Source organism: Anaeromyxobacter sp. SG17 (assembly GCF_022690695.1).
GTDB lineage: Bacteria > Myxococcota > Myxococcia > Myxococcales > Anaeromyxobacteraceae > Anaeromyxobacter > Anaeromyxobacter soli.
Genome location: NZ_JALCYX010000035.1, coordinates 1 through 19,902, shown reverse-complemented (window position 1 = coordinate 19,902; position 19,902 = coordinate 1). Strand labels below are relative to the sequence as shown.

Genomic DNA, 19,902 nt, shown 5'->3' with positions numbered 1-19,902 from the left:
AAAGGCCGTGAAGTGTGACGGTTTCGTGACGGCGCGTTCCTCGCCTGCGCGGACGCGCTCACCGGGCCACGCTCCAGGCCATGTTCTCGCGGTAGCGACGGTCGAACGCCTTCCGCTCCGCCGAGTAGTTGCAGCCGCCGCCCTCGCCGTCCGCGGACAGGGCGACGACCCCGAGGTCCACCTCGGGGGGAAACGCCTCGAGCGCGCGCTCCACCGCCTCCTGCGCGGGCGCCCCGCGCGCGAGATCGTCGTAGACGGTCTTCGCGACGAGCCGCTTCACGATGTCCTCGCCGTTGCCCGTGCACGCGACGGCGCCGTGTGGGCCGGCGTAGATGCCGGCCGCGTAGATGGGGACGTCACCGACCCGCCCGTCGAAGGTGATCGTCGTGCCCCCGGTGCTGATCGCGGCGGCGAAGCGGCCCTCCGCGTCGCGCACCACCGCGCCGACGGTGTCGGGCGTCCCGAGCGCCTCCTTCAGCGCCGCCGGGATCGGCCCCGGGAAGTTCCACGCCTTGCGCCAGTCGTAACGGCGCCAGGCCGGGACCGTCCCCTGCTCCTTGCCCGACAGGATCCGGCGGACCCGCTCGTAGCGGGCGCGGCTCTCCGGGCAGACGGGGTCGTGATCCCGGAAACCCATGGCGCGGGCGAACCGCGTCGCGCCGTCGCCCACGATGAGGAGGTGCGGCGTCTCGAGCACCTTGCGCGCGACGAGCACCGGGTTCTTCACCCGCTCGATGGCCGCCACCGCCCCGAACCCACCCGTCGCCCCGTCCATCACCGCCGCGTCCATCTGCACGGTCTTCCCGTCCATCCTGAGGTTCGCGCCGGTGCCCGCGTTGAACCGGCAGTCGTCCTCGAGCCGCACCACCGCCGCGATCGCCGCGTCGAGCGCGGAGCCGCCCTCGCGCAGCACCTCGAGGCCGCGCTGCGCGGACGCTCCCGTCGCGTCCATCCGGACGCGCGCGCTCCCCGCGCCGCCGTGGACCACGACGGCGGGCGGTGCGCGCGTCGCCGGAGAAGCCGGTGGCGCGGGCGGGGGAGGCTCGATCGGCGCGGCCGGCACGGGGCCGGACGCGAGGAGCACGGCGGTCAGCGCGACGAGCGTCGTCATGCCCGCGCATCGTCTCCCCGAAGACGCCGGGAATCAACGGTGGGTTGGTCCCGGGCGAGCGGGCCTCAGCGATCGAGCGCCACGCCGGCGCGGTCGACCGCCTCGCCCGTCGCGGCCACCCAGGCGATCGCCGGCGCGCAGAAGAGCACGCCCACCACGATCGCAGCGAAGAAGTTCCGGCCCTCGACGAGCGAGTCGCCCTGCGAGGCGAGCGCCGTCGCGGCGACCACGAGCCCGAGGACACCCGCCGCCGCCCACCGGCGCCAGGCCTCGAACGCGGACGCGAGCGTGGCCGCGAGGCCGAGCAGCACGTAGAGCGCGGCGAGACCGCGGTCCTCGAACACCAGCTCCTTCCCGACCCACCCGAGCACGGCGGTGGCGAGGAGCCCGGCGCCGACGCGCCGCGCGAGGCTCTCGCCGCGGAGCACGAGCCAGAGGACGCCGAACACCGCGAAGAAGAGCCCGAGCTTGAAGAGGCCGAACCGCGCCACGCCGAGGCCGCGCCAGATCGAGTCCTCGGACAGCTCCAGCGCCCGGGTGAGCACGCCGCCCGCGATCGCCTGGAGGAGCGCGAGGGCGAGCGCACCGGTGATGCTCGCCGCCACGTACAGCGCGACCGTCCGCTCCGTCTTCGTCATGCGCCTCGAGCCTCCTCACGCCGGCGAGGAGCCGCCGGGCGGCGGATTCTACACGGGGGCGCCGCGCGAGCGCGACGCTCGCCGTGGTGGGGCGGACGGAGGCGATGTGGTCGCCCAGGCGCCGGCGCGAGCGGCCTCGCCGCGGGATCAGCGGAGCGCGGGCGGCGCCTCGGTCCGGCGCGGGGCGTACCCGGCGCGGACGAGGAGCGTCCGCTCGTCGAACCAGAGCCGCCGCGCGAGCCGGGCGGTCCGCTCCCGGTCGAGCGTGATCCCGCGCGTGCCCGCCCACTCCCAGAAGCGGTTCTGCGGCTCCCAGAGGTCGAGCCAGAGCCCGACGCGCCGCGCGAGCTCGAGGATCGCGATGAGCTCGTCTGCGCGCGCCGGACCGCCGCGCCCCGCGACGAGCGCCTCGAGGCGCGTCCGCACGAGCTCCTCGACCTCGCGGCGAACCCTCACGACGTCGAAGTGCGCGCCCAGCGCGCTGGCGAGCTGGACGGTCGCGAGGAGCTCGGCGATCCCCTCCTCGATGCTCACCGCGCCCGCCCGCGCGCGGGCCGTGACGTCGAGGATGCGGCGGGTGAGCGTCACGTCCGCGGCGACCCTGAGCGGCGTCGGCACCGGCGAGTCGATCTCCCGCAGGAACTCCATGAGCCGCCGGTTGTCCTCGAACACCCGCAGGTAGTCGTCCTCGTACCGGCGCATCGTCCCCTCGAGCAGCACGCCCGCCACGCGGCGGCGCTCGTCGAGGAACAGGTCGCGCAGGGCGTAGTCGCGCCCCGGGAACGCGCGATCCACCTCGCGCAGGAGCCGGGCGAAGGAGATGCGCTCGAGCTGCGCGAAGAGGATCCGCTCGACCTCCGCCTGCGCCTCGGCGCCCGGGTACGGCACGAGCCCGCAGCGGAAGTCCGCCGCGCCGAAGTGGACGACGCAGTACAGCGCGTCGACGGTCTCTCGCGTGATGACGCTCTCGAGGTGCATCCGCCCGACGGCGAGCGTCGCGGGCCCGGACTGCGCCCGGCGCGCGGACTCGAGCCGGTAGCGGAAGCAGAACAGCTGACCGTCCGGAGGCATCTCGCGCACCGTGCTCGCGATGGCGAGGTGCGCGCCGACGCCCTCGAGCGACGCGACGCTGGGGCGGACGAGGCTCTCGTAGACCCGCCGCCCGTCGCCGAGGGCGGGGACGTTGGACGGGGCGCGCGCGAGCGCCTCGACGAACGCGGGCTCGAGGTCCACGCCGGACGCGTCGCGGACCAGCTGGATCGCGCGCGCCGCGTACTTCATCACCTGGACCGTCTCGATCCCGGAGAGCTCCGCGAAGAACCAGCCGCAGCTCGTGAACATGAGGAGCGCCTGCCGCTGCATCTCCAGGAGGCGGAGCGCCTTCACCGTCTCGTCGGCCCCGAGCGGCCGCCCGGCCTCGCGGCGCAGGAACTCGTCCGCCTCGCGCCGATCCGGATCGAGCACTACCTCGACGTACCGGTCGCGCGCGCCCCAGGGATCGGTGAGCAGGCCCGTGGCCTCGCGCTCGAACACGTCGCCGAGCGCTGCGCGCAGCGTCTCGAGCGCGGCGAGCAGCGGCGCGCGCCACGCCTGAGTCCAGCCCGGCTCGGCCCCCGCGTTGCAACCGCAGTCGGAGCGCCACCGCTCGATCCCGTGCGCGCAGCTCCAGGACGAGCCCTCCGCGATCTCCGCCTCCCACTCCGGCTCCATGCGGTCGAGCGCCTGCCCGAGGTTCACGAGCTCGAGGTCGTCGCGCCGGCCGAGGAGGCGCAGCGCCGCCGCCAGGACCTCGTCCCCGCCCTTCTTGTGGTGGCCGAGCGTCTCGCCGTCGAAGGCGATGGTGAGGATCTCGTCGTGCCCGCGGCCGGGATCGAAGCCGCCCTCGAGGCGGCGGATGAGGGCGTCGGGGGACGAGAGCGCGTCGCCGAAGGCGAGGTCGCGGGCGATGTGCCCGTCGTAGAAGAACACGGCGAGCTCGCGCTGCCCCGCGCGCACGCGATAGGGCCGGGTGGGATCGAAGCGCGCGTCCGTCGCGTCCAGCCACTCGCCGCCCGGCGGACGCACGCGCCGCGCCTGGTAGGGCGAGAGCACGGTGTAGCGGATCCCCTCCTCCGCGAGCGCCTCGAGCGTGGGCGTGTCCGCGGCGGTCTCGGGCAGCCAGAAGCCCTCGGGCGCCCGCCCGAAGCGGCGGCGGAAGTCGGCGATGCCCCAGCGGATCTGCGTGCGCCGGTCGCGCGGCGACGCGAGCGGGAGGATCGCGTGGTTGTAGCCCTGCGCGAGCGCGTTCCCGTGCGCGCGCCGATCGACGCTCTTCTGATCCGCCTCGACGACCCGCGCGTGAACGTCCGGCCGCTCGCGCTCGAGCCACGCGAGCAGGGTCGGCCCGAAGTTGAACGACAGGTGGACGTAGTTGTTGACGATGTCGACGATGCGGTCTTCCGCGCTCTTGAGGCGCGCCGCGCCGTTCGGCGCGTAGCACTCGACGGCGATCCGCTCGTTCCAGTCGTGGAACGGCTCGGCGGAGTCCTGGACCTCGATGGCCTCGATCCAGGGGTTCTCGCGCGGCGGCTGGTAGAAGTGGCCGTGCAGGCAGAGGAAGCGGCGCGTCACCGCTGCATGTTAGGCGCGCCGGGACCCCGGGCCCCGCCCCCCGGTGGGCCGCGGGCGGGCGGCCGCCGACATGGGCCCGCCCGGGCGGGGGCTTTCGGTTATGTTGCCGCGCCATGAAGGTGGCCCTCACCATCGCCGGCTCCGACTCCGGAGGCGGCGCCGGCGTCCAGGCGGACCTCCGCACGTTCGCAGCCCACCGCCTCCACGGCACCTCGGCGCTCACCGCCGTCACCGCGCAGAACTCGATCGGCGTCACGGCCTGGGTGGCGCTCGAGCCCGCCATGGTGGTGGCGCAGATCGAGGCGGTCGCGACCGACATGCCGGTCGCCGCGACGAAGACCGGCATGCTCGCGAACGCGGGGATCATCGCGGCCGTCGCCGAGGCGGCGGCGCGGCTGCCGCTGGGACCGCTCGTGGTGGATCCGGTGATGGTCGCGAAGAGCGGCGACGCGCTGCTCGACGCGGCGGCCGAGCGCGCCTACGTCGAGCGCCTGTTCCCGCGCGCGACGCTCGTCACGCCGAACCTGCACGAGGCCGCCGCGCTGCTCGGGCGCCCGGTTCGAGACGTCCGCGCCATGCGCGCCGCCGCGCGCGACCTCGCCGCGCTCGGCGCGCGGGCCGTGCTCGTGAAGGGCGGGGCGCTCGAGGGCGACCCCGTCGACGTGCTCTTCGACGGCGAGGACGTCGTCGAGCTGCCTGCGGCGCGCGTCGAGACCGAGAACACGCACGGCACCGGCTGCACCCTCTCCGCGGCGATCTGCGCGCGACTGGCGCTCGGCGACGGGCTGCTCGACGCGGTGCGCGCCGCGAAGGCCTACCTGACGGAGGGGCTCAGGCGGTCCTACGCCGTCGGGCGGGGCCGCGGCGTCGTCGACCACCTGCACCCACTGCGGTGAGCCGCGCACCTCACCCTCCGTGATGAACGGGCGAGGCGAGGTGGTTCACCGTACGTACTACACCCAGATCGCCCGCTCGGCCGCCCGCCAGGATCTCCGAGATCGAGCGGAGCGGTCTTCTACCGACTCTCGAATCGAGCGCATTGCCGAGTATTGCGGTCTAGATCGCGAGACCCGCGGGAACACGGCGGTTCGAGCGCGATGTCTAGAAATCTCGGGTGCGGCCTCGCGCCGCATGGGGCCGACGTGGTAATTCGCGAGACCTTTCCCACTCGACACACGGCTCCGACGCACCGGAGCTCCCACGGCAGGAGGCGCGCCTCATGTGGATTCAGTGGCACTCGGGTCACGCGGTTGGGATCGACTCGATCGACGCGAAGCAGCGCGATCTCCTGCACCGCACCAATCGCCTCGTAGAGACCGTGCGCGCCGGACGCGTGGACGAGGCGGTGACGAGACTCGAGCTGCTGCGGGTCGCCGCCGAGGCCCAGTTCATCGAGGAGGAGGCGAAGCTCCGCCAGGCCGGCGCGAGGAGCCTCGCGCGCCACGCGCACGAGCACGAGCGCTTCCTCTCCGACCTCGACGAGCTCGTGGACAGCGTCACGCGGCGGGGCCTCGTCGCGCTGCAGGAGGTCCGCTTCACCTCCTGGCTGCCGCGCTGGATCGACATCCACGTCGCCCGCACGCACGGCGATCTCGCCTCGCTCGCCCCCTCGCGCGCCGCGCCCGCGCTCACCGCAGGCGCCGCCGCCGCCCGGGCCGCGTCGCGCGCGCGGTCGCTCGCCCCCCCGGCTGTAGCCGGCGAGGCGGTACACCACCCTCCCCGCGAGCTCGTGCAGGGCCTTCGTGCTCTGCGCGAGCGCGCCCGCCCGCGGCAGCCAGCTCCCGCCCCGCCCCGCGCGCCGGTCGACCGGCAGCACGTCCGGTGACAGGCCGACGGCGCGGAAGCAGCCGAGCGCGCGAGGCACGTGCGCGGCGCTCGTGACGAGGAGGAGCGAGCGAAACCCGTGGGCCGCCACGAGGCGCGCGGACTCGATGGCGTTCTCGCGCGTGTTGCGGCTGCGCGGGTCGATCACGATCGCCGCTGCGGGCACGCCCCACCGGACGAGCGCGTCGCGCAGCCGCTCCGCCTCGGACGGCTCGCCCGGCGCCAGCTCGACCGGGCTGCCGGAGAGGAGGAGGTGCCGGACCCGCCCCGCCCGCCAGAGCTCGAGCCCGCGCAGGACGCGGTCGACCGCGTCCTGGAGCTCGGTCTCGCCGCTCTCCCGCGACGCGTCGGCGTCCACCTGCCCGGCGAGCACGATGGCGGCGTCGTAGACGACCTCGGGGCGGAAGGTGCGCTCGGCGCCCGCCTCCGCGAAGCGCTGGATCCCGTTGGCCACCGGCGCGAGCGACGGGGCGACGAGCACTGCGACCGCGGCGAGCCCGAGCGCCCACGGCGCGCGCGGGCGGCGGTGGAAGAGGGCCGCGCCGAGGAGCAGGACCAGGGTCCAGGTGAGTGGTGCGACCGCGAGGTCGAGGAGCTTGGAGAGGGAGAGGAACACGTGAGGGCGCCATGAATACCCGATCCGCACCCTCGACGGCGTCGCCCTGCCCGGAGAACGGCGGCCGTGGGCGTGAGGACACGCCGGCCGTGTCCCACCGTCCACCGCGCCGCCGATTCCCCCGTCCGCGCGCGGCCCCTCGCGCGGGCACGCCGGCTGCACTCGCGTGCCTCGAACCCGCAGCACCGAGGAGCCCCGATGTCCCGCATCTACCTGCCGCTCGTCCCCGTCACCCTGCTCGCCGCCATCGCGGCGGCGTCCGCCTGCTCGAAGCCGCGCGAGCCCGAGACGCGCCTCATCCCGCCGGCGATCCCGCTCGCCGCGGCGGCGGAGCCGGCGAGGCCCGCTCTCGCCGCGGCGCCGGCGCAGGAGACCGACGCGAGCGCCGCGCCCACGGCGGAGGACGTGCGGGAGTTCGACCGGAAGGTCCCGAAGTAGCGCCTCGAGCTACCACGGCTCACGCCCAGCAAAACTCCGCCGTGAAGTGGCGGAGATACTTCGCCTGGTGGGTGAAGCGCACCCCGCGCACCTCGCGCGCCTTCGCCTTGAGCTCGCAGATCACCTCGGCCGCGTAGTCGAAGTGACTCTGGGTGTAGACCCGGCGCGGGAAGGCGAGCCGCACCAACTCGAGCGGGTGGTAGGTCTCGGAGCCGTCGTCGAGCCGCTTGCCGAACATGACCGAGCCGATCTCCACGCCGCGGATGCCGCCCTCCAGGTAGAGCGCGGCCGAGAGCGACCAGGCCGGATAGTCGGCGGGCGAGAGGTGCGGGAGGAAGCTCCGCGCGTCGAGGTAGACGGCGTGGCCGCCGGTGGGCTCCACGACGGCGACGCCGGCGGCGAGGAGCTTCTCGCCGAGGTACTCGGCGGTGCGGAGCCGGTAGCGGAGGTAGTCCTCGTGCAGGACCTCCTCGAGCCCGACGGCGATCGCCTCGAGGTCCCGCCCGGCGAGGCCGCCGTAGGTGGGGAACCCCTCCGTCAGGATGAGGAGGTTCCGCGCCGCCTCCACCCAGCGCTCGTCCCGCAGCGCGATGAAGCCGCCGATGTTGGCCAGCCCGTCCTTCTTGGCCGACACGAGGCAGCCGTCGGCGAGCGAGAAGATCTCCCGCGCGATCTCGCGGGGCGTACGGTCCGCCTGGCCGGGCTCGCGCAGCTTCACGAACATGGCGTTCTCGGCGAAGCGGCAGGCGTCGAGCACGAGCGGCTTGCCATGCCTGCGGAGCAGCGCCGCGTAGGCGCGGACGTTCTCCAGCGAGACGGGCTGTCCGCCGCCCGAGTTGTTCGTGAGGGTGATCATGCCGAACGGCACCCGGTCCGCGCGCTCCGCGAGCAGGCGCTCGACCTTGCCGAGATCGATGTTCCCCTTGAACGGGTGGCGGCTCCTCGGCTCGAGCCCCTCGGGCACCACGAGGTCGAGCGGCTCGACGCCGTCGTACTCGAGGTTCGCGCGGGTCGTGTCGAAGTGCGTGTTCGACGGGACGACGTCGCCCGGCTTCGTCGCGACCGAGAACAGGATCCGCTCCGCCGCGCGGCCCTGGTGCGTGGGGATGACGTGCGGGTAGCCGGTGAGCTCCTGCACCGCCCGCTCGAAGCGGAAGAAGCTCCGGGCCCCGGCGTAGCTCTCGTCCCCCTCGACGAGCGCCGCCCACTGGTGCGCCGACATCGCACCGGTGCCGGAGTCGGTGAGGAAGTCGAGGAGCACGTCCTCGGCCCGCAGGTTGAACGGGTTGAGGTGCGCCGCCTCGAGCAGGCGCGCCCGCTCCTCCCGCGTGGTCATGCGGATGGGCTCGACGGACTTGATCCGGAACGGCTCGATGATGGTGCGTGGCACGCGATGAACCTCCCGCCGTGGTGTGCTGCCGAGCTGGACGACCTCGCCGCGTGATTCGCGAATCGGCCCGTCGTCCGGCGCCCCTTCGCCGGGGCTGCGCCCCTGCGCCGCGGAGCATAGCTCCCGCCGGCATCCCTCCCCCGCTCACCGGGTGTTCACGGATGAGTGTCGCCCGACTACCATGCGGGGCATGCCTTCCTGGGTCTACGTGGGGATCGTCGTCGCGTACGTGGTCGCGATGCTCGTCGTCGGCTGGCTCGCCATGCGCCGCACGCGGGACGTGCACGACTTCTTCATCGGCGGCCGCAGCCTCGGGCCGTGGATGAGCGCGTTCGCCTACGGCACGACCTACTTCTCGGCGGTGCTGTTCATCGGCTACGCCGGCAAGCTCGGCTGGGGCTTCGGGATCCACACGCTCTGGATCGTCCTCGGCAACGTCGTGGTCGGGACGGTCCTCGCCTGGAAGCTCCTCGCCGCCCGCACGCGCGAGATGACGGCGCGGCTCGACGCGATCACCATGCCGCAGCTCCTGGCCGCGAGGTACGGCTCGCGCGCGCTCCAGGTCGTCGCGGCGCTCGTGGTCTTCGTGTTCCTCGTCCCCTACTCCGCGTCCGTGCTGATGGGGCTCTCGTACCTGTTCGAGCTGACGCTCCACATCCGCTACGAGACGGCGCTCTACCTCCTCACCGCCATCACCGCCGTGTACCTCGTGATGGGCGGCTACTTCGCCGTCGCCGTGAGCGACTTCCTGCGCGGCATCGTCGAGTTCGCCGGCGTGATGATCATGGTGTGGCTGCTCGCGCACCGCCCGGAGGCCGGGGGGTTCGTCGAGGCCACGCGGCGGCTCCTCGGGGATCCCGCCGCGATGGCGCCCGGGCTCGTCGCGGTCAAGCACGTCGGGGCGGGGACGCCGCTCGCGCTCGCCGTACCCGGCTGGCTCACGCTCGCCGCGCTCGTGCTCATCACGAGCCTCGGACCCTGGGCGCTCCCGCAGATGGTCCAGAAGTTCTACTCGATCCGCTCGCGCGCCGACGTCAGCCGCGCGCTCGTCATCGCCGGCGTCTTCGCCCTCTTCATGGCCTTCGGCGCGTACTACAGCGGGGCGCTCACGCACCTCCGCTACGGGGCGCGCCTGCCGCCCGAGCTCATGGGGCCGTCCGGCCCGATCTGGGACAAGATCATGCCGCACTTCATCACGACCTCCGGGCTGCCCGAGGCGCTCGTGCTGGTGATCGTGCTCATGGTCTTCTCGGCGTCGATGTCGAGCCTGTCGTCGCTCGTGCTCGTCTCCAGCTCGGCGATCGGCATCGACCTCTACGGCGCGATCGCCGGCCGGGAGCGCACGCCGCGGCACCAGATGGCGGTGCTGCGCGGGCTCTGCGCGGTGTTCGTGGGGCTCTCGCTCGCCATCGCGCTCGCGAAGCCCGCCGTCATCGTGAACCTCATGGTGATGAGCTGGGGCACGCTCTCGGCGGTGTTCCTCGCGCCCTTCGTCTACGGCCTCTTCTGGCGGCGCGCGACGCGGGCGGGGGCCTGGGCCGCGATCGCCGCGGGTCTCGCGGCGGCCTTCCTGCTCTTCCCGGCCTGGGGCCCCGACGGCGTCCCGCTCGCCGGCGCGATCGCGACCCTCGTGCCCCTCGCCGTCCTGCCGCTGGTGAGCGTGCTCGGCCGCGCCCCCGAGGCCGCCCGCGTCGCGCGCGCGTTCGGGGACGAGGCCGGCCTCGCGGGCGCGACCGCGGAGGCGGGCCTGGACGGCGACGCGCGCGCGGCGGGGTGAGCTCGCCGCCGCGGCGCGCCGCGCGCTACAGCCGGACCATCAGCGCGGCGAGCACGCTGAAGGTGTCGTGCGAGAAGTCGCCGAAGTACGGGTTCCAGCCGAGCTCCACGCCGACCCGGAGCTTGTCGTTCACGTGGTAGAGGCCGCCCGCCGCGAAGCGCATCGTGACGCCCACCGCGCCGTTCGAGGAGCTCCCGAACGGCGTGTCGATGCTCGACCTCGCCCAGTACAGCCCGAGCCCCGCGTCGCCGTACACCGCGACGGGAGGCGCGAGCGGGAGCGTGAAGCGCGCCGCCGGCACGAGCTTGAAGATGTTGGTGGACTGCGAGTAGTCCCCGAACTCCGTCGAGGTCGAGTCCGAGAAGCGCGTGAACCCGAGCGAGCCCAGGGCGCTCAGGTTCACCTTCGGACCGATCGCCTGGATGGGCAGCTCGCCGTCCAGCCGCAGCCCGAAGCCGGTCGTGCCGCTCGCGAACTCGAACCCCACGAGGCCGCCGGCGCTCAGCGCCTGCTCCGCGGACGGCGCCCCCACCGCCGGATGCGGCGGCACCTCCCGCGCCTCTGCGCGGGCGGCGAGGAGCGCGAGGGCGAGCCCCGCGACGGCTGAACCGCGAACTCCCATGTCCACCTCCCGTCGAACGCGCCCGCGGCGGGCGCCGGTGAAGCAGCCTGTTGTAGAGGGCGGGGGCGCTGCGCGCAGCGAAACCAATTGTCGAGGCCCTTCACGGAGCGGCATCGCGCCGGACGCGTGTCGTGCGCGCCGGGGCCCCGTCGGAGCACGGGCCAGGCCCCGCGCGCGAGGAGCCCGGCGCCCGCCCGTGCCCGCGGGCAGCGGTCCCGCGCCGCCGCCCGCCGCGCCGCCGTATACTCCTCGCGCGCCGCGGACGAGGCGGCGCCGGGGGCAGCCATGACGAGCGACGGCCCGAGACCTGCGGCGGGCGAGCGGCGCATCCGCGCCATCCGGAACATCGGGATCATGGCGCACATCGACGCCGGGAAGACGACGCTCACCGAGCGGCTGCTCTTCGTCGCCGGGCGCACGCACAAGATGGGCGAGGTGCACGACGGCCTCGCGGTGATGGACTGGATGGACCTCGAGCGCGAGCGGGGCATCACCATCACCTCCGCGGTGACGAGCTTCGAGTGGCGCGGGCACGAGCTGCACCTCATCGACACCCCCGGCCACGTGGACTTCACGATCGAGGTGGAGCGCTCCCTGCGCGTGCTCGACGGCGCCATCGCGGTCTTCGACGCGGGACACGGGGTGGAGCCGCAGAGCGAGACGGTGTGGCGGCAGGCCGACCGCTACCGGGTGCCGCGCATCGCCTTCGCGAACAAGATGGACCGCGTCGGCGCCGACTTCGCGATGACGCTCGCCTCGATGCGGCGACGCTTCCCGGACCAGGTGATCGCGCCCGTGCAGCGGCCGCTCGGCGCCGAGGCGGCGTTCGAGGGGTTCGAGGACCTCGTCTCCCGGCGCACGCTGCGCTTCGGCGACGTGGACGACCCGCGGGCGTTCACCGAGTCGGAGGGGATCTCGCGCGAGGGCGAGGCCGAGCGCCAGGCGCTCGTCGAGCGGCTCGCGGACGTGGACGACGCCATGGCCGAGGCGGTCCTCTCCGACGCCCCGGTGGACGAGGGCGCGCTGCGGAGCGCGATCCGGCGCGCCACGCTGACCGGGAGGTTCGTCCCGCTCCTGTGCGGCTCCGCGCTCCGCAACAAGGGGGTGCCGCAGGTGCTCGACGCCGTCTGCGACTACCTCCCCTCCCCGCTCGACGTCCCGCCGGCGCGAGGCGAGGACCCTCGCACGGGCGAGGCGGTGGCGTGTCCGGCCGACGAGCACGCGCCGCTCGTGGCGCTCGCCTTCAAGGTGTCGCTCCTGGACGAGAAGCGGCGGCACGTCTTCGTGCGCGTCTACTCGGGGCGGATCGCCGAGGGCGACACCGTCTGGAACGCGAGCCTGCGCAGGCACGAGAAGGTCTCGCGCGTGCTCCTCATGCACGCGGTGCAGAAGAAGCGGGCGCCCGCGCTCGGGGCGGGTCAGATCTTCGCGGTCACCGGCCTCAAGGAGACGCGCACCGGCGACACGCTCTCCGATCCCGGCCACCCGGTGGTGCTCGAGCGGCTCTCCGGGTACGAGCCCGTCATCTCGCAGGCGATCGAGGCCGCGTCGCTCTCCGACCGCGAGGCGCTCCTCGAGGCGCTCGCGCGGGTCACGGACGAGGACCCGAGCTTCCGCTTCGGCGAGGACCCGGACACGGGTCAGCTCATCGTGTCGGGGATGGGCGAGCTGCACCTCGAGATCGTCGCCGAGCGGCTGCGCCGCGAGTTCGGGCTGGCCGTCCGGACCGGCCAGCCGCAGGTGCTCATGCGCGAGACCCTCACCGCCGAGGGCGAGGCGACCGCCGCGTTCGAGCGGAAGACCGAGGAGCTCGAGCTCTTCGCCCAGGTGACGGTCCGGGTGGGCCCGCTCGCGCGGGGCGGCGGGTTCCGCTTCCGCGTCGACCCCGCAGCGGCGGCGCTGCCGTTCCTGCGCGCCGAGGTGCGCGGCGCGGTCGAGCAGGGCGCGCGCGAGGCGGCGGAGGCCGGCGTGCTCGAGGGCTATCCGCTCCAGGACGTGGAGGTGGTGCTCACCGGCGCGACGTGGCGCGAGGGCGGGTCGAAGCCGATGGCGTACAAGGTCGCCGCGGCCGACGCGGTGCGCGAGGCCGCCGGTCGCGCGCGGCCGGTGCTCCTCGAGCCCGTGATGCGGGTGGAGATCGTCGCGCCCGGCGAGCACCTCGGCGCGGTGATCGGCAGCCTCGACCAGCGCAGCGGGACGATCCTCGACGTGGCGGATCGCGGCGCGGCCACGAAGGCGATCCAGAGCGAGGCGCCGCTGCGCCGCATGTTCGGGTACGCGACCGAGCTCCGGTCGCTCACCCAGGGCCGGGCGGTATTCACGATGCGCTTCGACCGGTTCGACGCCCTGTCGTGAGCGGCCCGCGGCCGCGGCGCTCGGGCCGGACGGCGCCGTGAAGCGTCGATCCTCGACGGCCCGTCAGGCCGCCGCGCGCGAGAGCCTGAGCTGCTCCTGGCGCCGCAGCGCCCGGGCGAACAGGACGAGGAACACCGGGGCGAACAGCGTCACGGCGAGCAGGGCCGCGAGCGCCGTGACCGCCGCCAGGGCCACCGTGAAGGCGACCGCCACGGCCTGCGAGATGAAGTCTCCGAAGGCCCGGAGGCGCTTCGCGATCGAGAGGGGAGCTGCGGGCGCCGCTTGAATCTCTGCCGCGATGGTGACGACCTCGGTCTCGGACTCGCTCATGGGCGTCTCCCGTGTCCAGGTGCTTGGACTCGGGATACGGGGCCCGGTTGACCCGCGCCATGCGGCAACTTGTCGCCCTGTTGAATTATTCCGCGGGGTTGCAGGCCGTGTTTTGACTTACATCACGTCGCCCACCAACCCGCGTCCCGGGATATCCCACGGGCACAACGAAGTGGACCGATTTAGTCAACATGGACTACATCGGTCCACCACACGCCTTCAGCGGAGGGGCTCGGCGAGACTCCAGCCCCAACAGGCACTCGCGGGTCACGTCCACGCGAGCCGCGCGCGCCGCTCCCAGTACGCGGCGGCGGGCTCCGCCAGCGTCGCCAGGGTGGCGAGCTCGGTGGGAGCGAGCACGAGGTGCGCGGCGGCGAGGTTCGAGTGGAGCTGCGCCACGGTGGTGGGGCCGAGCAGCACCACGTCGGCCCATGGCTGCGCGAGCGCCGCGGCGAGCGCGACGGCGTCGGGAGTCGAGCCCCGGGCGCGCGCGAGCTCCGCGAGCGGGCCCGACGCGCCCGCGTCCCCTCGCGCGGTCAGCCGGCCGTTCGCGAGCGGCTCCTTCACCATCACGGTCCGGCCGGCGGCGTGCGCCTCGCGGAGCGCCTCCTCGCTGGAGCGCTCCAGCACGTTCCAGGTGGCCTGCACGCTCGCGAAGAGCGGCGTCCCGCCGCGCGACACCGCGAGCGCGCGCCGGACCGTCTCCGCCTGCCGCACGCCCGTCACGGTGAGGCCCACGCGGACCCCGCCGTCGCGCAGGCGCGCGAGCGCGTCGAGCACCCCCGCGTCGTCGAGCACCCCGGTCTCGAGGGTCGCGGAGTGGATCTGGTAGAGGGCGAGGTGCGGGCCGAGGATCGCGCGCGTCTCGGCGAGCTGCTCCTCGAGCGCGGCGAGGGAGTGATCCTTCACCTCGTGCCGCTCCACGTCGAGGCGCCACCCGCCCACGTAGCGGTAGCCCCACTTCGACGAGACGGTCACCTCGCCGGGCGCGAGGCCGCGCGCGTCGAGCCAGGAGCGGACGAACGCCTCCGCGCGGCCGTACGAGCGCGCCGCGTCCACCCATCGGACGCCGGCCGCAAGGGCGGCGTCGAGGACCGCGTGGGCGTGGCGCTCCAGCTGCTCCGGCGAGCGGCCGCCCGCGAGGTCCTCGGCGTGGCCGAGGGTCATGTACGCGGGCCGGCCGATGGCAGCCGTGCCGAGGGCGAGGCGGCGGAGCCGCGCCGCGCCGAGCGCATCCAGTTCCATGGCCGCGAGGTTACCCGACGCGGGCCGGCGCGAGGGAGCCCTTCACGACCCGGGCTGCTGCTGGAGCTGCTTCGCGGGCACGCCGCCCGTGATGCGCTTCGCCGTCGTGCCGCCGGGGAGCTTCCCGTCCTTGTCGACGCCGTTCACGATGGCGACGACGTCGAGCGGCACGGTGGACGGGAACTGCTGGTTGAACTCCGAGATCGTCATCTCGCGCGGGACGCGGACGACCTCCACCTTGGCGGGCTGGACGTTCTCCGCGGACTTGTCCGTGAGCGGGCCGAAGGTCGAGAGGGCCTGCTTGAAGGTCGCCTCGTAGCCGGAGAACGCCTGGGCCGGGGAGTAGCCGACCAGCTGGTAGGTGAGGCCGCCGTGCGACACGAACGACACGATCCCGTTCAGCACGCCCTGGTCCGTCTGCGCCTGGAAGTAGCTCGCCGTCGCGGCCTGTCCCCCGAGCGTCCCGGACTGCGGCGCCTGCAGCGGCTTCACCCCTTCCTGCTGGAAGAACTTCTTCGTCGCCTCCTCGGGCGAGAGCTTCCCGGCGGCCGCGAGCTGGAGGGCGGCGTCCTGCTTCGGGCTCACCGCCACGACCGCGCTCGGGGCGTTCTGCGCCTTCCAGCCCTGCGGGAACTTCATCTGGAACTTGAGGTCCGGGTGCAGGAACGTGTCGCCCTTGAAGAAGCCCTGCCGCGGGTCGTCGCCGAAGACCATCCCGGACACGAGCTGGACGTAGCGATCGTGCTCCACCTTGGCGCCCGGCGGGATCGTCGCCTTCGCGGCCCGCTCGCGCGCGGTCTCGGCGCGGTTGCCCGGGTCGGGGTGCGTCGACTGCCACTCCGGGACGCGCCCCGCCCCCTGCTGCGCGCTGGAGCGCTCGAGGGTGACGAACACCTTGGACATCTCGCGCACGTCGTAGCCCTGCTGCGCCATGTACTTGAAGCCGAGCTGATCCGCCTGGCGCTCGGCGTCGCGGCCGTACTTGAGGAACAGGAGCTGGAGCCCCGCGGCGGCCGCCTGCCCCACCTGCGCGAGCTCCGGAGAGACGATCATCCCGACTCCGAGCCCGAGCTGGGCGAGCTGCTGCTTCGAGAGCTGCTCGACGGAGTGGCGCGCCGTGATGTGCCCGATCTCGTGCCCGAGCACGCTCGCGAGCTCGGCCTCCGAGCCGAGGTACGTGAGGATGCCGCGCGTGATGAACACCGGACCGCCCGGCAGCGCGAACGCGTTGACGGTGGGGTCGTCGAGGACGGTGAACTGCCACGGGAGATCCGGCCGCTCCGAGGCCTTGGCGATGCGCATCCCGATCTCGCGGACGTAGGCCTGGACCTTCTCGTCCGGGTAGACGCCCATCTGCTGCTTCACCTGCTCCGCGCTCTGCTTGCCGAGCGCGATCTCCTGATCCTTGGAGACGAGCGAGAGCTCGCGCTTTCCGGTGACCGGGTTCACCGCGCACGCGCCGGCGAGCGCGAGGGCGATCGGGAGGGCGATGAGCGAGCGAGCGGCCGTGGAGCGACGGGTCATGGGAGCTGTCTCCTCGAGCGAACGGTCGAAAGTCGAAGGCGCCCGCCCCGAGGATCACGGACGGGCACGCCTCGAATTCATTTTACGGACCGTTCCTGCTCCGCGCCTCACCCTCGGTCGCCTGGACCCGATGGAGGCGGTCGCGCGGGCGACCGGGCGGGGCCGGACCCGGGCGTTCAGCTCGCGAGGCGCCGCAGCACCTCGTCCGCCATCGCCCGGGTGGACAGCGTGCCGCCGAGATCGCGGGTGCGCGCGCCGTCGGTGACGGCCGCGTCCGCCGCCTTCTCGACGGCCGCCGCCTCCGCCTCGAGCCCGAGCGAGTGGCGGAGCATCATCGCGGCCGAGAGGATGGTGCCGAGCGGGTTCGCGATCCCCTTGCCGGCGATGTCCGGCGCGGAGCCGTGGATCGGCTCGTACAGGCCCGGCCCGCCCGCCCCGATGGACGCCGACGGGAGCATGCCCATCGAGCCGGCGAGCACCGACGCCTCGTCGGTGAGGATGTCGCCGAACATGTTCTCGGTGACGACGACGTCGAGCGACGCAGGCGCCGCGACGAGCCGCATCGCGGCGGTGTCCACGAGCATGTGGTCGAGCGCCACGTCGGGGTTCGCCGCGCCGATCGCGCTCGTCACCTGCCGCCACAGGCGCGAGGACTCGAGCACGTTCGCCTTGTCGACCGACGTCACCTTGCGCCGGCGGCCGCGGGCGAGCCTGAACGCGAGCTCCACCACCCGCTGCACCTCGTAGTCGTGGTACTCGAGCGTGTCGACGGCGCGGACGTGACCGTCCTTCTCCTCCCGGCCCTTGGGCTGGCCGAAGTAGAGGCCGCCGGTGAGCTCGCGGATCACGAGCAGGTCCACGCCGGCGAGGCGATCCGCCTTGAGCGGCGACGCGTCCACGAGCGCGGGGTGCACGCGCACCGGGCGCAGGTTCGCGAAGACGCCGAGCCCCTTGCGCAGCCCGAGGAGCCCCTGCTCCGGCCGGACCTTGGCCGCCGGGTCGTCCCACTTCGGCCCGCCGACCGCCCCGAGGAGGACCGCGCTCGAGGCCTGGCAGGCGGCGAGCACCTCCGGCGTGAGCGCGGTGCCGTGCCGGTCGATGGAGCACCCGCCCATGAGGTGCTCGGACAGCTCGAAGACGTGGCCGCCCTTCCGCGCCACCGCCTCGAGCACGCGGATCGCCTCCGCGGTCACCTCAGGCCCGATGCCGTCACCGGGCAGAACGACGATCTTCGCCCTCACGCTTCGCTCCCTCCGTTCTCCGCGGCGATCGTGATCCCGTACTCCAGGGCGTCCACGATCGCGCGCCAGCTCGCCTCGATGATGTTCGGCGAGGCGCCCACCGTGCTCCAGACGCGCTTGCCGTGCTGCGTGTCCACGAGCACGCGCGTGACCGCCGCGGTGCCGTTCTTGCCGTCCAGGATGCGGACCTTGTAGTCGACGAGCTTGAGCTCGGCGATGCGAGGGTAGCGCGGCAGGAGCGCCTTGCGCAGCGCCGCGTCGAGCGCGTCGACCGGCCCGTCGCCCTCGGCGGCGGTGTGCAGGAGCTCGCCGTCGACGCGCACCTTCACCATCGCCTCCGAGAAGAGCCCTCGCCCGTCGCGGTGCTCGACGTTCACGAGGAAGTCGACGAGCTCGAACGGCGCGCGGTACCCCGGATCGTGCCGCTTCATCATGAGCGCCACCGACGCCTCGGCCGCCTCGAACGAGAAGCCGCGCGCCTCGAGCGTCTTGATCTCCTCGAGCACGTCGGCGACCCCCTCGCCCGCGCCGAGCCCCAGCTCCTCCGCCTTCGAGAGCAGGTTGCCGCGGCCGGAGAGCTCGGAGACGACGACGCGCATCTGGTTGCCGACGAGCTCGGGCAGGACGTGCTGGTACGAGGCCGCGTTGCGCCGCATCGCCGCGACGTGGATCCCGCCCTTGTGGGCGAAGGCCGAGCGGCCGACGTACGGGAGGTGCTCGTCGGGGGCGAGGTTCGCGACCTCGGCGACGAAGTGGGAGAGCTCGGTGAGCGACTGGAGGTGGCCCTCGGGCAGGCACCGCAGCCCGAGCTTCAGCTCGAGCCCGGGGATGACCGAGCAGAGGTCGGCGTTGCCGCAGCGCTCGCCGTAGCCGTTGATCGTGCCCTGCACCTGGATCGCGCCCTCGTGCACCGCGGCGAGCGAGGTCGCCACCGCCGTGCCGGAGTCGTCGTGGGCGTGGACGCCGAGCGGCGTCTTCACCCGGGCGCGGACCGCGCGGATGATCTCGGCGGCCTGCCACGGCAGCGTCCCGCCGTTCGTGTCGCACAGCACCAGCGTCTCGGCGCCGCCGCGCGTGGCGGCCTCGAGCGTGGCGAGCGCGTAGCCGGAGTCGGCGCGCCAGCCGTCGAAGAAGTGCTCGGCGTCGTAGATGACGCGGCGGCCGCGCTCGCGGAGCCAGGCCAGGCTCTGCTCGATGATCCGCAGGTTCTCGTCGAGGCTCGCGCGCAGCACGTCGGTCACGTGCAGCGTCCAGGTCTTGCCGACCACGGTGCACACCGGCGCGCCCGAGTCGAGGAGCGCCCGCAGGTTCGCGTCGTCCTCCGGCACCCCGCCGACGCGGCAGGTCGAGCCGAACGCCGCGATCGCCGCCCGCCGCCACGGCAGGTCCCGCGCGCGCGCGAAGAACTCGGCGTCCTTGGGGTTCGAGCCCGGCCAGCCGCCCTCCACGAAGGCCACGCCGAGCTCGTCGAGGCGGCGCGCGATCCGGAGCTTGTCCTCGCACGAGAGGGAGATCCCCTCGCGCTGGGTGCCATCGCGCAGCGTGGTGTCGTAGATCTGGATCATGGGCCGTCCGTCGAGAAAGAAGGGGGAGTATACACGCCGCGCGCCCGGGTCTCGGGGCGGTCGCGTGCTCGACGGCGCTGACTTCGAAATCGGCGGCGCCGGCCGGGCGCCCGATCCCAGGCTGCGCGAGGCGCGGCTCGTCGCACGCTGGCTCGACGCCGCGTTCCGCATCCCCGGGACCGATCTGCGCATCGGCCTCGACCCCATCATCGGGCTCTTCCCCGGCGTGGGCGACGTCGCGACGAGCGTGGCGGCGGCGTACGTGCTCCTCGTGGCGTGGCGGCTCGGGGCCCCGACGGTGCTCGTCGCGCGGATGGGGATGAACCTCGCCGTCGACGCGGTCGTGGGCGCGGTGCCGCTCCTCGGAGACCTCTTCGACGCCGGCTTCAAGGCGAACCTCAGGAACGTGCGGCTCCTCGAGACCTGGCTCGCGGCGCCCGCGCCGACGCGCCGCGCGAGCGGGCTCGTCGTCGCGGGCGTGCTCGCCGCGGCGCTCGCCGTGACGGCGGCGGTGGCGTTCGCCGCTTTTCGCGTCGCCGCGTGGGCCTACGGCGAGCTGCGGGCGGGCTGACCGGCGCGGCGGGAGGGGGCGCGGGCGCGGCCGGCCGTCGCCGGG

The 19,902-nt window shown here is 73.8% G+C and carries 16 protein-coding genes; 5 read left to right on the top strand and 11 right to left on the bottom strand.

The window, feature by feature from the left end; translation table 11 throughout:
* Positions 1-58 precede the first annotated feature (58 nt).
* From MNY60_RS13935 to MNY60_RS13925, 3 genes are all read right to left on the bottom strand, one after another.
* Positions 59-1,111, bottom strand: coding sequence for an isoaspartyl peptidase/L-asparaginase (locus tag MNY60_RS13935; protein ID WP_242360861.1), 1,053 nt, complete (start codon positions 1,109-1,111; stop codon positions 59-61).
* A gap of 65 nt (positions 1,112-1,176) precedes the next feature.
* Positions 1,177-1,749 carry a hypothetical protein gene (locus MNY60_RS13930; protein ID WP_242340712.1) on the bottom strand — a complete coding sequence of 191 codons (573 nt, stop codon included), beginning with the start codon at positions 1,747-1,749 and terminating at the stop codon, positions 1,177-1,179.
* 147 nt (positions 1,750-1,896) lie between these two features.
* A complete protein-coding gene (locus tag MNY60_RS13925) occupies positions 1,897-4,359 on the bottom strand; it encodes a DUF3536 domain-containing protein (protein ID WP_242360859.1) in 2,463 nt (820 codons plus the stop codon).
* A 113-nt stretch (positions 4,360-4,472) separates the two neighbouring features.
* Here MNY60_RS13925 and thiD point away from each other — a divergent pair, with 113 nt between their 5' ends.
* Complete coding sequence (thiD, locus tag MNY60_RS13920) at positions 4,473-5,255, top strand: bifunctional hydroxymethylpyrimidine kinase/phosphomethylpyrimidine kinase (protein ID WP_242340714.1); 783 nt, start codon at positions 4,473-4,475, stop codon at positions 5,253-5,255.
* Between the two features lie 119 nt (positions 5,256-5,374).
* Here the strand turns inward: thiD and MNY60_RS24310 are convergent, their stop codons facing one another.
* Entirely contained in the window at positions 5,375-6,799 is a 1,425-nt protein-coding gene (locus MNY60_RS24310; protein ID WP_308197132.1) for a YdcF family protein, read from the bottom strand.
* Between the two features lie 198 nt (positions 6,800-6,997).
* Here MNY60_RS24310 and MNY60_RS13910 point away from each other — a divergent pair, with 198 nt between their 5' ends.
* Positions 6,998-7,237 carry a hypothetical protein gene (locus tag MNY60_RS13910; protein WP_242360857.1) on the top strand — a complete coding sequence of 80 codons (240 nt, stop codon included), beginning with the start codon at positions 6,998-7,000 and terminating at the stop codon, positions 7,235-7,237.
* A gap of 19 nt (positions 7,238-7,256) precedes the next feature.
* Here the strand turns inward: MNY60_RS13910 and MNY60_RS13905 are convergent, their stop codons facing one another.
* The gene (locus MNY60_RS13905; protein ID WP_242360855.1) at positions 7,257-8,627 is read right to left on the bottom strand and encodes a tryptophanase; all 1,371 of its coding nucleotides are present in this window, start codon (positions 8,625-8,627) and stop codon (positions 7,257-7,259) included.
* Between the two features lie 190 nt (positions 8,628-8,817).
* Between MNY60_RS13905 and MNY60_RS13900 the strand changes: the two genes are divergently transcribed.
* On the top strand, positions 8,818-10,404 hold the full coding sequence (locus MNY60_RS13900; protein ID WP_242360853.1) for a sodium:solute symporter: 1,587 nt from the start codon (positions 8,818-8,820) through the stop codon (positions 10,402-10,404).
* Positions 10,405-10,429: 25 nt separating this feature from the next.
* Here the strand turns inward: MNY60_RS13900 and MNY60_RS13895 are convergent, their stop codons facing one another.
* On the bottom strand, positions 10,430-11,026 hold the full coding sequence (locus MNY60_RS13895; protein ID WP_242360851.1) for an outer membrane beta-barrel protein: 597 nt from the start codon (positions 11,024-11,026) through the stop codon (positions 10,430-10,432).
* A gap of 285 nt (positions 11,027-11,311) precedes the next feature.
* Between MNY60_RS13895 and fusA the strand changes: the two genes are divergently transcribed.
* The gene (gene fusA, locus MNY60_RS13890) at positions 11,312-13,381 is read left to right on the top strand and encodes an elongation factor G (protein ID WP_242360849.1); all 2,070 of its coding nucleotides are present in this window, start codon (positions 11,312-11,314) and stop codon (positions 13,379-13,381) included.
* Positions 13,382-13,444: 63 nt separating this feature from the next.
* Here fusA and MNY60_RS13885 read toward each other — a convergent pair whose 3' ends face one another.
* The 5 genes from MNY60_RS13885 to cimA form a co-directional block, all read right to left on the bottom strand.
* Positions 13,445-13,711 (bottom strand): hypothetical protein, encoded by a 267-nt coding sequence (locus MNY60_RS13885; RefSeq protein WP_242341257.1) that lies wholly within the window; start codon positions 13,709-13,711, stop codon positions 13,445-13,447.
* 267 nt (positions 13,712-13,978) lie between these two features.
* Positions 13,979-14,956 carry an aldo/keto reductase gene (locus MNY60_RS13880; RefSeq protein WP_242360847.1) on the bottom strand — a complete coding sequence of 326 codons (978 nt, stop codon included), beginning with the start codon at positions 14,954-14,956 and terminating at the stop codon, positions 13,979-13,981.
* 42 nt (positions 14,957-14,998) lie between these two features.
* Entirely contained in the window at positions 14,999-16,480 is a 1,482-nt protein-coding gene (locus MNY60_RS13875; RefSeq protein ID WP_242360845.1) for a M48 family metalloprotease, read from the bottom strand.
* Positions 16,481-16,656: 176 nt separating this feature from the next.
* Positions 16,657-17,721: a 3-isopropylmalate dehydrogenase gene (gene leuB / locus MNY60_RS13870; protein WP_242356841.1), complete on the bottom strand. Its 1,065-nt coding sequence runs from the start codon at positions 17,719-17,721 to the stop codon at positions 16,657-16,659.
* Complete coding sequence (gene cimA, locus MNY60_RS13865; RefSeq protein WP_242360843.1) at positions 17,718-19,286, bottom strand: citramalate synthase; 1,569 nt, start codon at positions 19,284-19,286, stop codon at positions 17,718-17,720. The genes leuB and cimA overlap by 4 nt, the downstream gene beginning before the upstream one ends.
* Before the next feature lie 64 nt (positions 19,287-19,350).
* Between cimA and MNY60_RS13860 the strand changes: the two genes are divergently transcribed.
* Complete coding sequence (locus MNY60_RS13860) at positions 19,351-19,857, top strand: DUF4112 domain-containing protein (protein WP_242360841.1); 507 nt, start codon at positions 19,351-19,353, stop codon at positions 19,855-19,857.
* Positions 19,858-19,902: the final 45 nt, after the last annotated feature.

Excerpts from the sequence above, each read along its gene's own strand:
- MNY60_RS13935 (WP_242360861.1), bottom strand. The coding sequence starts at position 1,111 with ATGACGACGCTCGTCGCGCTGACCGCCGTGCTCCTCGCGTCCGGCCCC.
- MNY60_RS13930 (WP_242340712.1), bottom strand. The coding sequence starts at position 1,749 with ATGACGAAGACGGAGCGGACGGTCGCGCTGTACGTGGCGGCGAGCATC.
- thiD (WP_242340714.1), top strand. The coding sequence starts at position 4,473 with ATGAAGGTGGCCCTCACCATCGCCGGCTCCGACTCCGGAGGCGGCGCC.
- MNY60_RS13910 (WP_242360857.1), top strand. The coding sequence starts at position 6,998 with ATGTCCCGCATCTACCTGCCGCTCGTCCCCGTCACCCTGCTCGCCGCC.
- MNY60_RS13900 (WP_242360853.1), top strand. The coding sequence starts at position 8,818 with ATGCCTTCCTGGGTCTACGTGGGGATCGTCGTCGCGTACGTGGTCGCG.
- MNY60_RS13895 (WP_242360851.1), bottom strand. The coding sequence starts at position 11,026 with ATGGGAGTTCGCGGTTCAGCCGTCGCGGGGCTCGCCCTCGCGCTCCTC.
- fusA (WP_242360849.1), top strand. The coding sequence starts at position 11,312 with ATGACGAGCGACGGCCCGAGACCTGCGGCGGGCGAGCGGCGCATCCGC.
- MNY60_RS13885 (WP_242341257.1), bottom strand. The coding sequence starts at position 13,711 with ATGAGCGAGTCCGAGACCGAGGTCGTCACCATCGCGGCAGAGATTCAA.
- MNY60_RS13880 (WP_242360847.1), bottom strand. The coding sequence starts at position 14,956 with ATGGAACTGGATGCGCTCGGCGCGGCGCGGCTCCGCCGCCTCGCCCTC.
- MNY60_RS13875 (WP_242360845.1), bottom strand. The coding sequence starts at position 16,480 with ATGACCCGTCGCTCCACGGCCGCTCGCTCGCTCATCGCCCTCCCGATC.
- cimA (WP_242360843.1), bottom strand. The coding sequence starts at position 19,286 with ATGATCCAGATCTACGACACCACGCTGCGCGATGGCACCCAGCGCGAG.